The following is a 15,250-nucleotide window of genomic DNA, read 5'->3' as shown; positions in this document are numbered from 1 at the left end:
ACGAAGGACGATCACGCACCATGCCCAAGCCACCGCTGACCCGGCCGTCCTGGTGGGACTCCGACATCGCGCGCGACATCCTGCGCGACCGCGTGGTCACCACCACCGTCGGCCTGGGTGACCTGCGGGTGCATCTGTCCGGCGAACCGCTGCTGCGTCACGACGGCTCCGGGGGACTGCTCCAGTCCATCCGGCTGCGACTGGGCCGTGACGGCGCGGCCGACGGCAGCGGGGCGCCGCGCGTCACGCGGGTCCGGGTCACCACCGGCGGCGGCACACCCGTCCACAGCGAAGTCCTCTCCGGCCCCGGGACGGACCTGCGCGTCCTGGTGCCGGAGGTGGACGCGCCGACGCCCCTGCGGATCGAGCTCCCCGACCTGGCGGAGGGCACCTGGCTCGACTTCGAGGCCCGCCCGCAGCGTCACTGGACACTGCACCTGGTGCAGCATTCCCATCTCGACATCGGCTACACCGATCCGCAGGGGCGGGTCATGGCGGAGTCCCGCTCCTACCTCGACTCACTGCTGGAACTGTGCCGGGACACCGACGACTGGCCGGAACCCGCCCGGTTCCGCTGGGCCGTCGAAGGGTTCCACTCCTTCCAGGACTGGCGGGCCAACCGGCCGGCACGCCAGGTGGAGAACTTCCTCGACCGGGTGCGTGAGGGACGTATCGAGCTGACGGCGATGCCGTTCAACCTGCACACGGAGACGTGCTCCACCGACGAGCTGCACGAACTGGTCCGCCCCGCAACGGAGTTGCGTGACCGCCATGGCATCGACATCACCACGGCCATGCAGACCGACGTGCCCGGTCAGGTGGTGGGCCTGCCCGACGTCCTCGCGGACAACGGCATCCGCTACCTGTCCGTGGCGCACAACTGGGCCGGGCGGGCCGTGCCGCACCTCGTCGGCGGGGCACACCTGCCGCGGCTGTTCCGCTGGCAGTCGCCGAGCGGCAACAGCGTCCTGGTGTGGCGTACGGACACACCGCACGGGCTGGCGTACATGGAGGGCTCGATCCTCGGTTTCGACGAGTCCTACGACAGCGTCGACGACCTGCTGCCCGCCTACCTGTCCGCGCTGGCGACGTTCCCCTACCCCCACGAGGGGCGCGGAATCCCCGGCTTCCCCATCCTCGACCACGCCACCACGGCCGCCACCGCCAGCGTCGACCCCTACCCCTGGGACGTCCTGCACCTGCGTGTGCTGGGCAAGTTCGCGGACAACGGCCCGCCACGACGGATCATCTCCGACACGGTGCGCCGCTGGAACGAGCAGTGGGCCTACCCGCGGCTGCGCGCCTCCCGCAACCAGGACTTCTTCGAGGACGCCGAGCGGCGCGCCGGGGACCACCTGGAGACCTACCGGGGCGACTGGAGCGACTGGTGGGTCGACGGGGTGGGCGCCGGGGCCGTCCCCCTGGCCGCCACGCGTCGCGGCCAGGCCGCCGTCGCGGAGGCCCAGACCGTGGCCGGGTACGCGCACCTGATGGGCGTACCCGGCAGCGCGGTGGTCACGGCGAACGCTCCGGCCGTCTACCGGGCGGCCTCGCTGTTCAACGAACACACCTGGGGTGCGGGCGACCCCTGGACCCACGGCGATCACGGCCACGGATCCGGCGAGCAGCAGTGGCACTGGAAGTACTCCCAGGCCATACGCGCCCACGACGACGCGGAGACGCTCCTGGACGCCGCCTCATCGCTGCTCGGCGAGGCGTTCGCCGCACCCGCGGGCGTGCTGGCGTCCTTCCACGTCGTCAACACCTGCAGCTGGCCGCGCACGGAGACGGCACGGCTCTTCCTGCCGGAGAGCACCGTCGCACTGCGCGACGCGGTCCAGGTCCTCGATGCCCGCACCGGCACACCCCTGCTCTTCAGGGAGGAGGCCCAGAGCAACGACCGCCACCGGTCGGCCGGGCGGTTCCTGCACGTGCCCGTCACCGACGTACCGGCCTGCGGCTCGCTGCGCCTGGACATCGTCGCCGGCCCCGGCACCACCCCGGATCCGACCGCCGCTCCCCCGCGGGACGGCGACCGGGCGCTCACGTCCGCGGACCCGGCCGTCCTGGAGAACGACCACCTGCGGGTCACCGTCGACCTGCGCGAGGCGTGCATCGCTTCCGTCGTCGACAAGCGCACCGGACGCGAACTCGTCCGGCAGGACGCCGCCGTCGGCTTCAACGGCTATGTGTACGACGAGTACGCCACCGCCGGCGCGTTCAACCACCAGTCCAGCAAGACCGTCGCCGACGACTCGATGCACCTGCTCGCCTCGCGCAGCACCGCACCACCCGCGGCACTCGTCGACCGCACCACGGACGCCACCGGGCACACCCTCGTCTACGAATGCGCCCCGGCCGGAACCCGCCGGCTCCGGGTCACCGTGCGCCTCCCGCACGACGCGGCCCGCATCGACGTGGAGAACCGTATCGACAAGACCGCGACCCTCACCAAGGAGAGCGCGTTCTTCGCCTTCCCCTTCGCCCTCGACAACCCCACCGTGCGGACGGAGGCCACCGGCGGCGTCCTGGGCACCGACCGGGAGATTGTGCCGGGGTCCGCCACCCACATGCGCGCGATCCGGCGCTGGGTCAGCCTGAGTGACGCCACCCGTCACGCCGTGCTGACGACGGCCGACGCCCCGCTCGTCCAGCTCGGCGGGATCGCGATCCCCTACGCCCCCTACCCGCAGTCGCTCCCGCGGGAGGAGCCAGCCACCGTCTTCTCCTGGGTGCACAACAACATCTGGGACACGAACTTCCCCGCCCAGCAGGCGTTCCACCACACGTTCCGCTACAGCGTCGCCTTCGGCGAGGCCGGCGACGACGACGCGGCCGGGCTCGGCGACCGACTGGCCGCGCGCACCGCTGCCGTCACCGGCCACCCGCTGGTACCGGTCCGCGCCCGCGCCGCGGCCCAGGCCGACCTCCCGGCGCAGACACGGTTTCTGACCCTGGACGATCCCCGAGTACGGCTGGTGGGCCTGACCGTCCCGAGCGAGGGACGACTCCTGGTCCGTCTGCAGTCTTTGGCGGACGTCCCGGTCACCTGCCGTGTCGGCACCCCGCTCGCGGCCGGCCGGGCGTTCCGTACCACCTACCTCGGCTCGGATCCGCGCGAGGTCGACGTGGAGCCGGACGGCACCGTCCCGGTCCTCGTGCCGGCGCTCGGAACGGCAGCGGTCCTCCTCGACCTGCACTCGTCCGACGGGTGACCCCACAGCACCGGGCGGGCCGAACGTGTCGGTGCGGCCCTGGAGTTGCGGTGAGCTGACACACGCCCGACCGTCGCCTACGCTGACCCGCGCAGCTGGTTCGCCCGCGATCGGGCGGCAGGGCGTGCCGGCCGAAGTGTCGGAGCGCCGCCGGTCCGGTGGCCTCCTACTCGCCCGGCGGGGCTGGGGCGCCGCGGTCCTTGACCGACTGCTCGATCGCGTACGCGGTCCTGGTGAACGTCTCGATCTGCTCCGCCGTCAGGCCCTGTACGGAGATCTTCTCCAGGGTCCGCCACATGTCCGCGATGGGCTCGCGCAGGGCGCGTCCGGCGTCGGTGAGATGGACGACCATGACGCGCCGGTCGTGTGCGGCAGGTTCCCGGGTGACCAGTCCGGCGTCCTGCATGCGGCGCAGTGACTTGGAGACGGTGGAGTGGTCGAGGCCGACGGTCTCCAGGAGTTCGGACTGGGTCTGACCGTCCCGGTCGAAGAGCTGCATGAGCAGCAGTTCCTGTCCCGGATGCAGGTTCATGCTGCGGAGCATGGTGGCGGCGTGGCCCCGGTGGGCGCGGGCGAGTTGGAAGATGGCATAGCTGAGACGGCCGTCGTGCGCCGTGCCGGGGGGCCTGGAGGTGGGGTCGGTCATCGCTTCTCCTCAGGCGTCGTGGCGGGCGGGGTAATCGGTGTACCCGGTTTCGCCGCCGCTGTAGAAGGTGGCCGGGTCGGGCGTGTTCAGCGGCGCACCAGAGCGTACCCGCTCGACCAGGTCGGGGTTGGCCAGTGCCAGCGCGCCGACGGTGATGACGTCGGCGCGGCCGTCGGCGATGTCCTTGGCGCGGGTGGGGAGGTCGGCGCCCGCACGGTTCAGGACCAGCGCGCCCGGCCACAGCGGCCGCAGGGTGTCGAGCAGCTGTTCGTCACCGGTGTGGATCAGGTGCAGGTAGGCCAGGTCCAGTGGTGCGAGCGCGCGCACCAGCGCCGGGTACAGCTCCTGTGTGTCGTCCTCGCGGATGTCGTTGTACGGGTTGCCCGGGGACAGACGGATGCCGGTGCGGCCGGCGCCGATCTCGTCGGCGACGGCGGTGGCGACCTCGACGGCGAAGCGGATGCGGTTGTCGAGCGGGCCGCCGTAGCGGTCGGTGCGCTCGTTGGCGTTGGAGGAGAGGAACTGGTGGACGAGGTAGCCGTTGGCGCCGTGGATCTCCACTCCGTCCGCGCCGGCTTCGACCGCGCTCGCGGCGGCACGACGGAAGTCCTCGACCGTCGCGGCGATCTCCCCGGTGGACAGCGCCCGGGGCCGGGGCATCTCCTGCGGTCCTGAAGCGGTGTACATCACGCCCGCCGGGCGCACCGGCGAGGGCGCCACCGGCTGCCGTCCGTGTGGGGTGTTGTCGGGGTGCGCGATCCGCCCGACGTGCATCAGCTGTACGACGACACGCCCGCCGGCGGCGTGCACCGCGGCGGTGACCTTGCGCCACCCGGCCACCTGCTCCTCGGTGTGGACGCCCGGCGTCAGCAGGTAGCCCTGCCCGTCGGCCGACGGCTGGGTGCCCTCGGTGATGAGGAGCGCGTTCGAGGCGCGTTGGGCGTAGTACTCGGCGTTCAGCTCGGTCGGCACGCCTTCCGCGGTGCTGCGGCCGCGCGTCATCGGGGCCATGGCCAGCCGGTGCGGCAGCCGGATGTCCCCGGCGCGGGTGGGCTGCCACAGGGGGTTCAGGTCGGTCGTGGACATGAGGGCTTCCTTCATGAGGGAGGGATGTGGGGCGGGAGCGGGAGCCGGCCTCTGCGAGGGGTCGGTCAGTCGACGGTGAGAACGAGCTTTCCGCGGCCGTGACCGGCGTCGCTCGTCTGCTGCGCCTTGGCCGCGTCGGCGAGCGGGTAGGTCGCGCCCACCGTGATCACGAGCGCGCCGTCGGCAACCTGCTGGGCGAGTTCGGCCAGCCGGGCGGCCGAGCGCCGCTGCGGGCCCTCGGCGAAGACGATGCCGAGTTCGCGGGCCCGGAAGTCGGCGGTGGTGACGATCCGGTCGGTACCGCCGCGCAGGGTGATGGAGTCCTCCAGCGCACCCTTGCCCGCGGCGTCGAACACGGCGTCCACACCGTTCGGGGCGAGAGCGCGGACCCGCTCGACCAGGTCCTGTCCGTAGACCAGCGCGGTGGCGCCGAGCGAGGTCACGTATTCCTGGTTGGCCGGGCCGGCCGTGCCGATGACCTGGGCACCGCGGGCCACGGCGAGCTGGACGGCGACGGTGCCGAGTGCGCCGGACGCACCGTGGATCAGCAGGGTCTCGCCGGCCTTGACGTCGAGCAGGTCCAGGACCCGGTCGGCGCCGTCACTCGCCACCGGCAGGGCGGCCGCGTGCGTCCAGTCCAGGCCGGCCGGCTTGGGGGCGAGGACGGCGGCGGTGGCCAGCGCGTACTGGGCGTAGGAGCCGGTGTCGGACCAACCCAGCACCTCGTCGCCCACCGTGAACGCGTCGACGCCCTCGCCGAGGGCGTCGACGACTCCTGCGATCTCCCCGCCCGGGATGGCGGGCAGTGTGGTGGGGAAGATGGCCTCCATGATCCCGGAGCGGATTTTTCCGTCCACCGGGTTGACGCCTACCGCACGGACGCGGACGCGGACCTGGCCGGGACCGGGCTCAGGAATCTCGGTCTCCGCCTCGTGCAGGACCTCGGTGCCGCCGAACGCGTCGAAAACGATGGCCTTCATCATTGCTGGCTCCTTCGATGAGCTGATCCGCCGACCTCTTTAATGTGGCTGGCCACATAAAAAGTAGCACCATTTAAGTGGCCAGCCAAGTATTTCCGTGGACGGATGCGCGGCCGGGTCTGCGGAGGCCCGGTCCGGCTGCCCGCGGTGAGGTGGCGGGGCGGTACCGCGGACATCGCGGCGGGCCGCCGTAGCGGCCGCCGCACAGCCTCGGACGCTTCCGCGAACAGGGACCGCGATGCGGCGAGCTCGACGCGGCCCACTTCGCCGCCGCCCGAAGCGGGGTTGCACCGGTGTGTCTGAGCGAGCGCCGGCTCGCGCGGGCGCGGGCCTCTGCAGACGGCGTCGTGCGGCGCCGTTAGGCGACGCCGTTCGAGGACAGGAGCCGGGCGAGCCATTCGGTGCGGGTCCGGCGGGCTGTCCCGGAGATGCGCGCCTGCGGGAACAGGGCGTCGAAGCCATGGAAGGCGCCCGCCCAGACGTGGAGTTCGCTCTGGCCGCCGGCCGCCCAGATGCGGGTGGCGTAGTCGGTGTCCTCATCACGGAAGACTTCGGCGGAACCGGTGTCGATGTAGGTGGTCGGCAGACCGGTGAGGTCGTCGGCCAGCGCGGGAGAGATGTACGGGGACACTTCGTCGTCCGCGAGGTCGCCGATGACAGCGCGCCATCCGAACTCGTTCATCTCGCGGGTCCAGACGCCGGGCCCGCCCGAGTACTGGCGGCTGGAGGTGCTGGTGTTGCGATGGTCGAGCATGGGGCAGATCAGCATCTGCCCGGCAATCGCCGGGGTTCCGAGGTCACGGGCCAGCAGGGTGACGCCGGCGGCGAGGCCGCCGCCCGCGCTGGCCCCGGCGACGACGATCCGGGAGGGGTCGATGCCCAGTTCGGCCGAGTGTCCGGCGATCCACAGCAGTCCCTGGTAGCAGTCGTCGACCAGTGCGGTACCGGTGGCCTCGGGTGCCAGCCGGTAGTCCACGGAAACCACGACCGCGCCGAAGATGTCGAGCCACTCCAGCGGGATGTCGATCTGTGAGAAGCGGTCGCCCATGACCATTCCGCCGCCGTGCATCCAGTAGACGCACGGCGCGTCGGCGGTCACGCGGTCGGTGTACGCAGGGCTGAAGACGGACAAGGGGATCGGGGTACCGTCCTTGGCCGGCACGGTGACCTCGCGACGGTCGACGCGCCGGCGTGTGGGGAGTGACTCCACGGGGGTCGAAGGCAGTTGACGCAGTTGCGCGAGTATCTCCGGGCTGAGCTGCGACATCAGCGGCATGGCGGCCAGCAGCTCGCACAGTTCAGGGTCCAGGTCAGGTCGTGCCATGGTCATGATCGGGCCTTTCGAGGGTGGTGCCGGACAGTGGGTGCCGGGACGGCCGGCGCTGGAGCGGTCGGTGCTGGAAGGGTCGGCGCCCAGGCGGGCCGCGGCATCGGCATCGGCATCGGCATCGGCATCGGCATCGGCATCGGCAAGTGTCGGGGCCGACACCCGGGCGGCGTGGACCCGGGAATCAGAAAGCGGCCTTGCCGCGGACCGGGACGTAGTCGGTGTACGCGGGCTCCTTGGCCAGCAGCCCGTTCAGCTGCGCGACGACGGCCTGTGCGGCTTCGCCGGCGAAGATCCGGTGGTGATCCTCCTCGCTGGTCCAGCCCTCGGTGACATGGACGACGTCGGGGTCGGACGCGGACCGGGAAACGAGGTAGACGACGCAGTACTCGCTCGCGCCGGGGCCGCCCTCGTTCAGACCGGTCAGCAGCAGGTGGACCACCCGATCGCCCGAGCCGGGCTCGGCGGTCAGCGTGGCGGTGAAACCGTAGTTGACAGTCATTGGATGCCTTCTTCCCCTGTGGTGGAGTTGCCGAGATCCATTAAATCTGTCTGACCTGCGGAAACTTTAGAGTGATGCTCTCTCGTACTTGCACGATCCTCGCGGACACGGGAGCACGGGGTCGCAGAGTGCTGCAATGGACGCATGCCTCTCCAAGAGCTCCGCGCCCTGCTGGCCCGGCATGCGCGCCCCGACTGGACCACGGCGGTCGACGGCGTCCTGATCTCGAAGGTCGACCGGCCCGATCCACCGGCGCCCTCCATGTCCGGCACGGTGCTCGCAGTCATCGCCCAGGGGGCCAAACGCCTCGCCCTGGGCGACCGCGTCTACGAGTACGGCGCCGGACAGTACCTGGTCGCGTCCGTCGACCTGCCCGTCACCGGGCAGTTCACCCAGGCCGGCCCCGAGCAGCCCGCACTGGGGTTCGGCCTCACGCTGGAACCATCCGCTGTCGCCGAACTGCTGCTGCAGGCCGGTCCCGGCGACATCCCCCGCACCGAGGGCGGCGCACCGTCGGGCATCGCCGTCAGCGACGCCCCGCCCGCACTGCTCGACGCCGTGGTCCGGCTGCTGCGGCTGCTCGACGAACCCCGTGACCGGACCGTGCTGGCTCCGCTCGTCAAACGCGAGATCCTGTGGCGCCTGATCACCAGTGAGCAGGGCGCGACCGTGCGCCAGTTCGGCCTCGCCGACAGCGGCCTCAGCCATGTCTCACGGGCCGTGCGCTGGATCCGCGAACACTATGCCGAGCCCTTCCGGGTCGAGGACGTGGCCCGGTTGTCCGGCATGAGCGTCTCCGCCTTCTACCGCAACTTCCAGGCGGTCACCGCGATGAGCCCGATCCAGTTCCAGAAGCAGATCCGGCTCCAGGAGGCCCGGCTCCTGCTCGCCACCCACCCGGGCGATGTCACCGGGGTCGGCCAACGCGTCGGCTATGACAACCCGTCACAGTTCAGCCGCGAGTACCGGCGCCAGTTCGGCGTGCCCCCGAGCCGGGACGCAGCCCGCCTGCGGGACACCGGGAGCGCCCCCGCAGACGTACCGGTCTGACCTGGCCCGAGCAGGGCGGGGCCAGGAGCATCGGGGAGGATCGTGCAAGAGCGAGCGAGGATAGTTCTACTATACGTGCAGGTCAGAGCGATTGAATGGGATCACGAGCTCTCCCGCGGAGCAGGAAGTGTCTGTCCGTCCGCGGATCCCACCCCTATCGCAAGGGCCACAGCATGAAGACAGTTCTGATCACCGGCGCCTCCTCCGGATACGGCCGCGAGACCGCCCTCCACTTCCACTCGCAGGGGTGGAACGTCGTCGCATCGATGCGTACGCCGCGTGCGGGCGTCCTGCCTGAGTCCGACCGGCTCCATGTCGTCGAGCTCGACGTGACCGAGCCCGACACCATCACTGCCGCGTTCGAAGCCGCAGGGGCCGTCGACGTCATCGTCAACAACGCGGGCATCCCCTCGATCGGCGTGTTCGAGGGCACCCCCATGGCCCGGGTGCGCGAGGTCTTCGAGACCAACACGTTCGGCGTGATGGCGGTGACGCAAGCGGTGCTGCCCCAGTTCCGTGAGCGCGGATCCGGGGTGATCGTCAACGTCACTTCCAGCGTCGTGCTGGGCCACATGCCGCTCACGGCCGTATACAAGGCGAGCAAGATGGCCATCGAGGGGTTCACCGCGTCCCTCGCACTGGAGCTCGCGCCCTTCGGTGTGCGGGCCAAGACGGTCGAGCCGGGTGCCTGCCTGACGACGAACTTCGCAGCCAACGCGGCGGACGGAGGGCCGCTGGACGAACTGGTCCCGGCACCCTACGCACCGTGGGCGAAGAGGGCCATGAACGACTTCACGGCCCAGGACTTGTTCACCAAGGAGAGCGACGTCGCCGAGACCGTCTGGCGAACCGTACACGACACGACCGGCCAACTGCGATTCCCCGCCGGTCCCGACGCGCTCCACCTCGCCCAGGCCAGGTGACCGACGGTCGCCGTCGGCGGAGAGGGACGCGTTCCGCGGCGATCCCGGTCACGGGACGTTCGCAGTAATGCGTCGCGGACGTCCGGCGCCGCGATCTACGATGATCGGATGCTGACGTTCACCGATGTCATTCTCGACTGCCCCGACCCCTGGAAGCTGGCAGAGTTCTACGGCGAGTTGCTGGGCTGGGAGATCAACACCGACATCAGCCAGAAGGACTGGGTCAATCTGCGCAACGACGGCGTCGAGCTGTCGTTCCAGCGGGTGGAGAACTACCAGCGGCCCAGCTGGCCGGGACAGGAGCATCCGCAGCAGTTCCACCTCGACTTCGAGGTGGACGAGTTCGAGCCCGAGCAGCGCCGGGTGATCGAGCTGGGCGCCACCTTCCAGAAGAGCTTCGTCGGCGAGTCCGGCTACGGCTGGCAGGTCTACACCGACCCGGCCGGGCATCCGTTCTGCCTGTGCCGCAACCGCCCCCCGTCCTGACCGCACACGACCCCGACCGCACACGACGAGGAGGGCGACGCCGTGACGTCCCGGTGTCGCCGTGGGTGTCCCGGTGTCCTGATACGCCGAAGGCCGGGGTTTCTTCCGGCCTTCGGCGCCGTGGTTCGGTCATCTTCTGGTGGGAGTGCTACGGAAGAACCCACTTCTGGCTCTGCTGGTTGAGGCAGGTCCACAGGTGGACGGGGGTGCCGTCGTTCCCCGCGCCGCCGGAGACGTCGAGGCACTTGGCGGACTGCGGGTTACGCAGCGTGCCGTCCGATTGCGGCTGCCAGACCTGGGCAGCGGTTCCGTTGCACGTGTAGAGCTGTACCTTCGTGCCGTCGGCCGAGCCCGAGTTGTCGATGTCCAGGCACTTGCCCAGGGCACGCACGGCACCGGTACCCAGCAGAGTCCACTCCTGGGCGGGGGTGCTGTTGCAGGTCCACACCTGGACCTTCGTTCCGTCGGCCGTGTTGGCGTTGTCCACGTCCAGGCACTTGCCGTTGATGCCCTTCACCTCCCCCGCGCGGGACGGCGTGCCCGGTATCTGGTTCATGGTGTACCAAGCCTCGGTGCTCCAGAGCGACTTTCCGTCGGTCGAGCTGAAGGGACGCGCCGAGCGGACGTGGACCACCCGGTTGGGCTTGAGGCCGGGGATGGCCAGGGTGACCGTCTTGCGGTCGCTGGAGAGAGTGGCCGACTGGACGGTGAGGGTCTCTTCGTCGACCTTGGGACCGCCGTAGTCGGCGCGGGGTACGTAGCGCCACTGCTTGACCTTGTAGCGCGCGGCCAGGCCGGCGGCGGTCTCGTTCGACACGGGCTGGGTGTACTCGAGGGCGAACCCGCCGGCGGTGGCCCGCATCTCACGGATGTCGAAGGCGCTGGTGCCGTTCGGTGTCAGCTTCTGCAGGCCGAACTTGAGCTTGCCCTCCTGGCCCCAGTTGCCGTCCGCGCCGAGTCCGCCCACGTAGAGGGCGCCGTCGGGGCCGACGCTGCTCCTGTTGACACCGACCTCCAGGCCCTGGGTGAGGCGGAAGACGGCACCCTGGTACTCGCCGTTGACCTTCTCCAGGTACCCGCGCTGGATGCCACCGTAGGTCACGTCACCGAACAGCATCTGGCCGGCGAAGGGCCCGTCCTGCAACTGCAGCGGTGTGCTGGGTGAGTTGGCGATCTCGTTCTGCGGGAGCCACAGGACCGGCCTGGTCACCCGCTGGGAGTCGAAGGGGCCGGCGGGGTTGGTGTAGTGGTTGAAGAAGCGGTCCTGCTTGACCTGAACCAGCTTCGACGAGGGCAGCCAGCCGCCCTGGTTGTCCGTGACGAAGATGTCGCCCTCCGGACCCCACCCGATGCCGTTGGGGGTGCGCAGACCTCCGGCGACGTAACTGACCGCCCCGGTCGCCTTGTTGACCTTGATCGTGGTGCCGCGGTTCGGTGCGGGCTGCGGGTTCGTCGTCGCGCCGCCGTAGTTGATGGACACGGACAGGTTCAGGTAGAAGTACCCGTCCTTGTACAGCAGACCGAAGGCGAACTCGTGGAAGTTGCCGCCGTAGGGCCAGGTGGCGACCCGTCGGTAGGTGTCGGTGACCTCGTCACCGTTGGTGTCGTTCAGCTCGGTCAGTTCGTGCTTCTGCGACACGTACAGCTTGCCGTCCACGTACTTGATGCCCATGGGCTCCTTGAGACCGGAAGCCACCTTCTTGAACGTCACCCTGTCCGGTCCGGTGCTTCCGGTGACGTTGCTCAGAAGGTAGACCTCGCCGGTCGTCTTCTCCGAGCCGCCCCAGGTGGTCACGGCGAGCCTGCCGTCGGGGAGCCAGTCCATGGCGGAGACCTGTGGTTCGAACCCGGCGGGCCGCAGGTTGGTCAGGGCGTAGTTCGGGTGCACGCCGGTCAGCGGCAGTCCGTCGCCCGGTGAATCGCCGGCCAGTTCACACTCTTTGCGCCCGGGAGCCGTGACGCGGACGACATCGGCGTCCGTGCTGAGCACCGAGTTGGGTACCACGGCGAAGGCGGACGCGGACGGGGGCTTCCACGCGAGGGTGACCTGTTGTCCGCCGTCCTTCTCGAAGTGGTCGATGCGGATCGAGTGGTATCCGGCGGTCAGGACAACGTTGCCGTCCTTCGGGTCGGCTCCGTGCAGGCCGTCGTGACTGATGACGAGTGTGTCGTCGATGTACAGCCGGGAACCGTCGTCACTGGTGAGCCGGAAGGTGTAGGTCCCGGCGGTGGAGACGTTGAGGTTGGCGATGGTCTGGGAGACGAAGTTGGCGCTGAAGCCGAAGTCCGCGTCGGAGGACCAGTCGATCACCGGCATCAGCTTGTCGACGTTCGGTGTCTGCCCTGGCTTGAGATCGCACAGTTTCTCCAGCGGCACCTGCATGTCGAAGACACGCAGGGTGACGCCCGGCTCCTGCGGGGGAAGAGCGGCGGCGGACCGGTCAACCGGGGCAGCGGTGCCCGTGGGGGCGGACAGTCCGAGTGCCAGAAGCGAGGTGATGAGTGTCGCGGCCAGGCGTCTGCCGAGCCGCCGGGACAACAGCCGTGGATACACGTAGCCTCCTGTTCGCTCCCCGCGCGCGGGGGAACGCAGATGGACGAGTGGAGAGATCCACCGCTGCCGGTACGCGCCGTCGCACCGGATACGGAGAGTGGCGAACGGGACGCACGAAGTCCTGTGCGTCGCGACGGACACAGTAGGGACTTTCATCGAAGTCGTCCATACTCTGTCCTCACTGCGGCGAAAGTTCCGCAACTCACAGAGCCAGTACGGTGGTTGAGCCAGCCACGAACGAGCCGTGGGCCGGTGTCAGCGGCTCTCGTCCGGTGGGCCCTGCGTGGCGTGCTCGGGACGCGGACCGGGCAGGGGCCGGCACAGTGGCAGCGCCACCGCCCACACCACGGCATAGATTCCGCCGATGGCGAGCACTCCCAGAGCCTCGTCGTCACCGGGATCGATCACGCGCAGGACGGCGCCGAAGACAAGCAGGATGGCCGTCGCCCCCAGCGATATCCAGGCTCCGATCCACCGGTTCCTCGGCTTCCAGCCTCGTAGCGTGCTCGGCTGACCCCGTTTCCACTCGTGTTCGAGCGCGCCGCGGACACCGCGCCTGCGCTCCCGGACGCCCCAGACGATCCAGGTCCCGAGGCCGGGGACGGCTGCGATGAAGGCCAGATTCAGCAGGATGTCCTGCCACAGGACATCGGTGAAGGTGACGAACGTAGCTGCCAGCGCCATGGCGTGCGGCTACCCTCACGTCGGCGACGCACGCCCTCTCCCCCATGACCGCGTCGGGAGCGACGAGCCGCGCCCACCCCGCGACCGGAACGGGCGTCGGCCCGCCGGAACGGGTTCCGGCGGGCCGAGGTGATGCCGGGACGGCGGGTGGAGCCGCCGGTCAGAGCACGGTCACACCGCGAGGGCACCGCACGCGGTGCGGTCGACCCACCGGTGAGCGCTGATGTTGTTGTTGACGGTGCCGAAGACCGGGTCCCCCTCGAAGTAGTCGTCGCTCAGGTTCGAGGCGTAGCCCTCCGCGCGGAGCAGACAGATGTGGGGATTGAAGCCGGAGCTGCCGATCGGGTTCGCGTAGAACTTGACGTGCGCGTAGTTTCCCTTGTTGAGGACCGAGGAGGCCGCGTCGTTGTCGGCGCCCTGGAAGCTGCTCGCGGAGTCGCCCCAGTTCTGGTCGTCGCCGAAGGCGAGGCCGAGTTGCCTTTCGCAGTAGGTGCCGTTGTAGGCGTACATGTAGCCGGCGGCGGCTCTCTCGTAGTTGTCCGCGCAGGTGGCGGCGGCTGCGGCGGAGGCACTGGGTGCGGGGCCGACGAGGCCGATGCCGACAAGCGCGGCTCCGAGGGCGACGGCGGACAGTTTGCGCATGATGCGCTCCTTCGGTGGGTGTGTTTCGGTGACGTGCGGACATGCCGTCTGCTCGGGTTCGCCGCGAGTGAGGTGCGGTGAGATGCGGAGCAGGTGTCAGGAGAGGACGTCTTCCGCCTGGCGCAGTGCGTGCAGGCGCATCCGTCGGTAGTCGTCCCGCTCCTTCTCGTACCGCTTCAGGACCTTCTCCCGGTACGAGGTCTCGAGGGTGCGCATGGTGGTGCCCAGAGAGGTGTTCCTGGCACAGGTCGCGTCGAGCACTGCCAGTCCCTTGTCGAACCTGTGCGCCTGAGCGGAAGACATCCCCTCGGTGACCACCGTGCGGTTCTGGCGGAGCTCGCCGGGATCCGCGAAGGGCCGGCCGGCTTCCTTCATGCACTGCGCCCACTTCGCGACGGACTTCGTGAGGCGGACGTCCTCCATGAGGTCCTGGCCGTACAGCGGCAGGATGCCTTCGATGGTCTTGCGGGTGACGAACCAGTCCTCGGCGTCCTCATAGAGCTCGGTGCGGGCCGCGTTGGCGCATCCGCCGCGGGGAGTGTCGACGGTGCCCATCGCGCCGGGCAGTTCGGTGCTCATCCGGTCGCGGGAGTCGCCGTCCAGGGCTCTGGTGTAGGCGGCCCGCTGCTGCGGCCGGAGCTTGTTCTGGTGGACGGTGGTGGGGTGGTCCCTGCGGATGTCCTCGCCCCGCTCCTCGAAGACACGGCCGTAGCCGTACTTCCGCGCCCACTCCACGTCGTCGGTGACGTAGCGGCCGGCCCGGCGCTCGTCCACGCCGGGGACCGGGAACTCCCAGTAGGGGTGGCCCCGTTCCGCCATGCACTCCTTGACGAGCCGCTGTTCGGCGCGTTCGATCGCGATCTCCTCCTGGACGGTGAGATCCCGTACCCCGGCGTCCGGAACGCTCCCCTGCTGCGCCTGGCTGCCGCAGCCGGCCACGGTGCACACCACCGCGGTCACGGCTGCGGCGGCGAAGGTCTTCTTCCTCACGCGAGTGTCACCTTTCCCGGTCCGGAGTGCGGGCGGCCACCGATGCCCGCGTACGGCGGCGGTGGCCCCTTGCGCCGCCGCACCGGCCCACGACGTGCCTGCGAGGCGGCAGGTACCGGAGCCGGACGACTGACGAGGTCACTTCTGCCGCACAGCGACGGCGTC

At 69.9% G+C, this 15,250-nt stretch carries 13 protein-coding genes; 4 read left to right on the top strand and 9 right to left on the bottom strand.

The window, feature by feature from the left end; translation table 11 throughout:
• The first annotated feature begins 20 nt into the window (after positions 1-20).
• The gene (locus ACFYXC_RS19635; RefSeq protein WP_389553197.1) at positions 21-3,215 is read left to right on the top strand and encodes a glycoside hydrolase family 38 C-terminal domain-containing protein; all 3,195 of its coding nucleotides are present in this window, start codon (positions 21-23) and stop codon (positions 3,213-3,215) included.
• Positions 3,216-3,381: 166 nt separating this feature from the next.
• Here the strand turns inward: ACFYXC_RS19635 and ACFYXC_RS19630 are convergent, their stop codons facing one another.
• The 5 genes from ACFYXC_RS19630 to ACFYXC_RS19610 all read right to left on the bottom strand — a co-directional run bounded on the left by ACFYXC_RS19630 (position 3,382) and on the right by ACFYXC_RS19610 (position 7,756).
• Positions 3,382-3,861, bottom strand: coding sequence for a MarR family winged helix-turn-helix transcriptional regulator (locus tag ACFYXC_RS19630; protein ID WP_389553195.1), 480 nt, complete (start codon positions 3,859-3,861; stop codon positions 3,382-3,384).
• 9 nt (positions 3,862-3,870) lie between these two features.
• Positions 3,871-4,947, bottom strand: coding sequence for an alkene reductase (locus ACFYXC_RS19625; RefSeq protein ID WP_388909554.1), 1,077 nt, complete (start codon positions 4,945-4,947; stop codon positions 3,871-3,873).
• Between the two features lie 65 nt (positions 4,948-5,012).
• A complete protein-coding gene (locus tag ACFYXC_RS19620; RefSeq protein WP_389553488.1) occupies positions 5,013-5,927 on the bottom strand; it encodes an NADP-dependent oxidoreductase in 915 nt (304 codons plus the stop codon).
• 358 nt (positions 5,928-6,285) lie between these two features.
• Complete coding sequence (locus ACFYXC_RS19615; RefSeq protein ID WP_389553193.1) at positions 6,286-7,257, bottom strand: alpha/beta hydrolase; 972 nt, start codon at positions 7,255-7,257, stop codon at positions 6,286-6,288.
• 181 nt (positions 7,258-7,438) lie between these two features.
• Positions 7,439-7,756, bottom strand: a complete 318-nt coding sequence (locus tag ACFYXC_RS19610) for a putative quinol monooxygenase (protein ID WP_389553191.1) — start codon at positions 7,754-7,756, stop codon at positions 7,439-7,441.
• A 144-nt stretch (positions 7,757-7,900) separates the two neighbouring features.
• Between ACFYXC_RS19610 and ACFYXC_RS19605 the strand changes: the two genes are divergently transcribed.
• From ACFYXC_RS19605 to ACFYXC_RS19595, 3 genes are all read left to right on the top strand, one after another.
• Complete coding sequence (locus ACFYXC_RS19605; protein ID WP_388909542.1) at positions 7,901-8,806, top strand: AraC family transcriptional regulator N-terminal domain-containing protein; 906 nt, start codon at positions 7,901-7,903, stop codon at positions 8,804-8,806.
• Positions 8,807-8,979: 173 nt separating this feature from the next.
• Complete coding sequence (locus ACFYXC_RS19600; protein ID WP_389553189.1) at positions 8,980-9,729, top strand: SDR family oxidoreductase; 750 nt, start codon at positions 8,980-8,982, stop codon at positions 9,727-9,729.
• Positions 9,730-9,837: 108 nt separating this feature from the next.
• On the top strand, positions 9,838-10,215 hold the full coding sequence (locus ACFYXC_RS19595; protein WP_388909537.1) for a VOC family protein: 378 nt from the start codon (positions 9,838-9,840) through the stop codon (positions 10,213-10,215).
• 148 nt (positions 10,216-10,363) lie between these two features.
• Here ACFYXC_RS19595 and ACFYXC_RS19590 read toward each other — a convergent pair whose 3' ends face one another.
• The 4 genes from ACFYXC_RS19590 to ACFYXC_RS19575 all read right to left on the bottom strand — a co-directional run bounded on the left by ACFYXC_RS19590 (position 10,364) and on the right by ACFYXC_RS19575 (position 15,085).
• Positions 10,364-12,769, bottom strand: a complete 2,406-nt coding sequence (locus tag ACFYXC_RS19590) for a ricin-type beta-trefoil lectin domain protein (protein WP_389553186.1) — start codon at positions 12,767-12,769, stop codon at positions 10,364-10,366.
• 255 nt (positions 12,770-13,024) lie between these two features.
• Positions 13,025-13,453 (bottom strand): hypothetical protein, encoded by a 429-nt coding sequence (locus ACFYXC_RS19585; RefSeq protein WP_389553184.1) that lies wholly within the window; start codon positions 13,451-13,453, stop codon positions 13,025-13,027.
• Between the two features lie 171 nt (positions 13,454-13,624).
• Positions 13,625-14,095 carry a hypothetical protein gene (locus tag ACFYXC_RS19580; RefSeq protein ID WP_388909528.1) on the bottom strand — a complete coding sequence of 157 codons (471 nt, stop codon included), beginning with the start codon at positions 14,093-14,095 and terminating at the stop codon, positions 13,625-13,627.
• A gap of 96 nt (positions 14,096-14,191) precedes the next feature.
• Positions 14,192-15,085, bottom strand: coding sequence for a hypothetical protein (locus ACFYXC_RS19575; RefSeq protein ID WP_389553182.1), 894 nt, complete (start codon positions 15,083-15,085; stop codon positions 14,192-14,194).
• Positions 15,086-15,250: the final 165 nt, after the last annotated feature.

The organism is Streptomyces sp. NPDC002701, from assembly GCF_042889045.1.
GTDB lineage: Bacteria > Actinomycetota > Actinomycetes > Streptomycetales > Streptomycetaceae > Streptomyces.
This window is presented reverse-complemented; position numbering and strand designations above follow the sequence as displayed.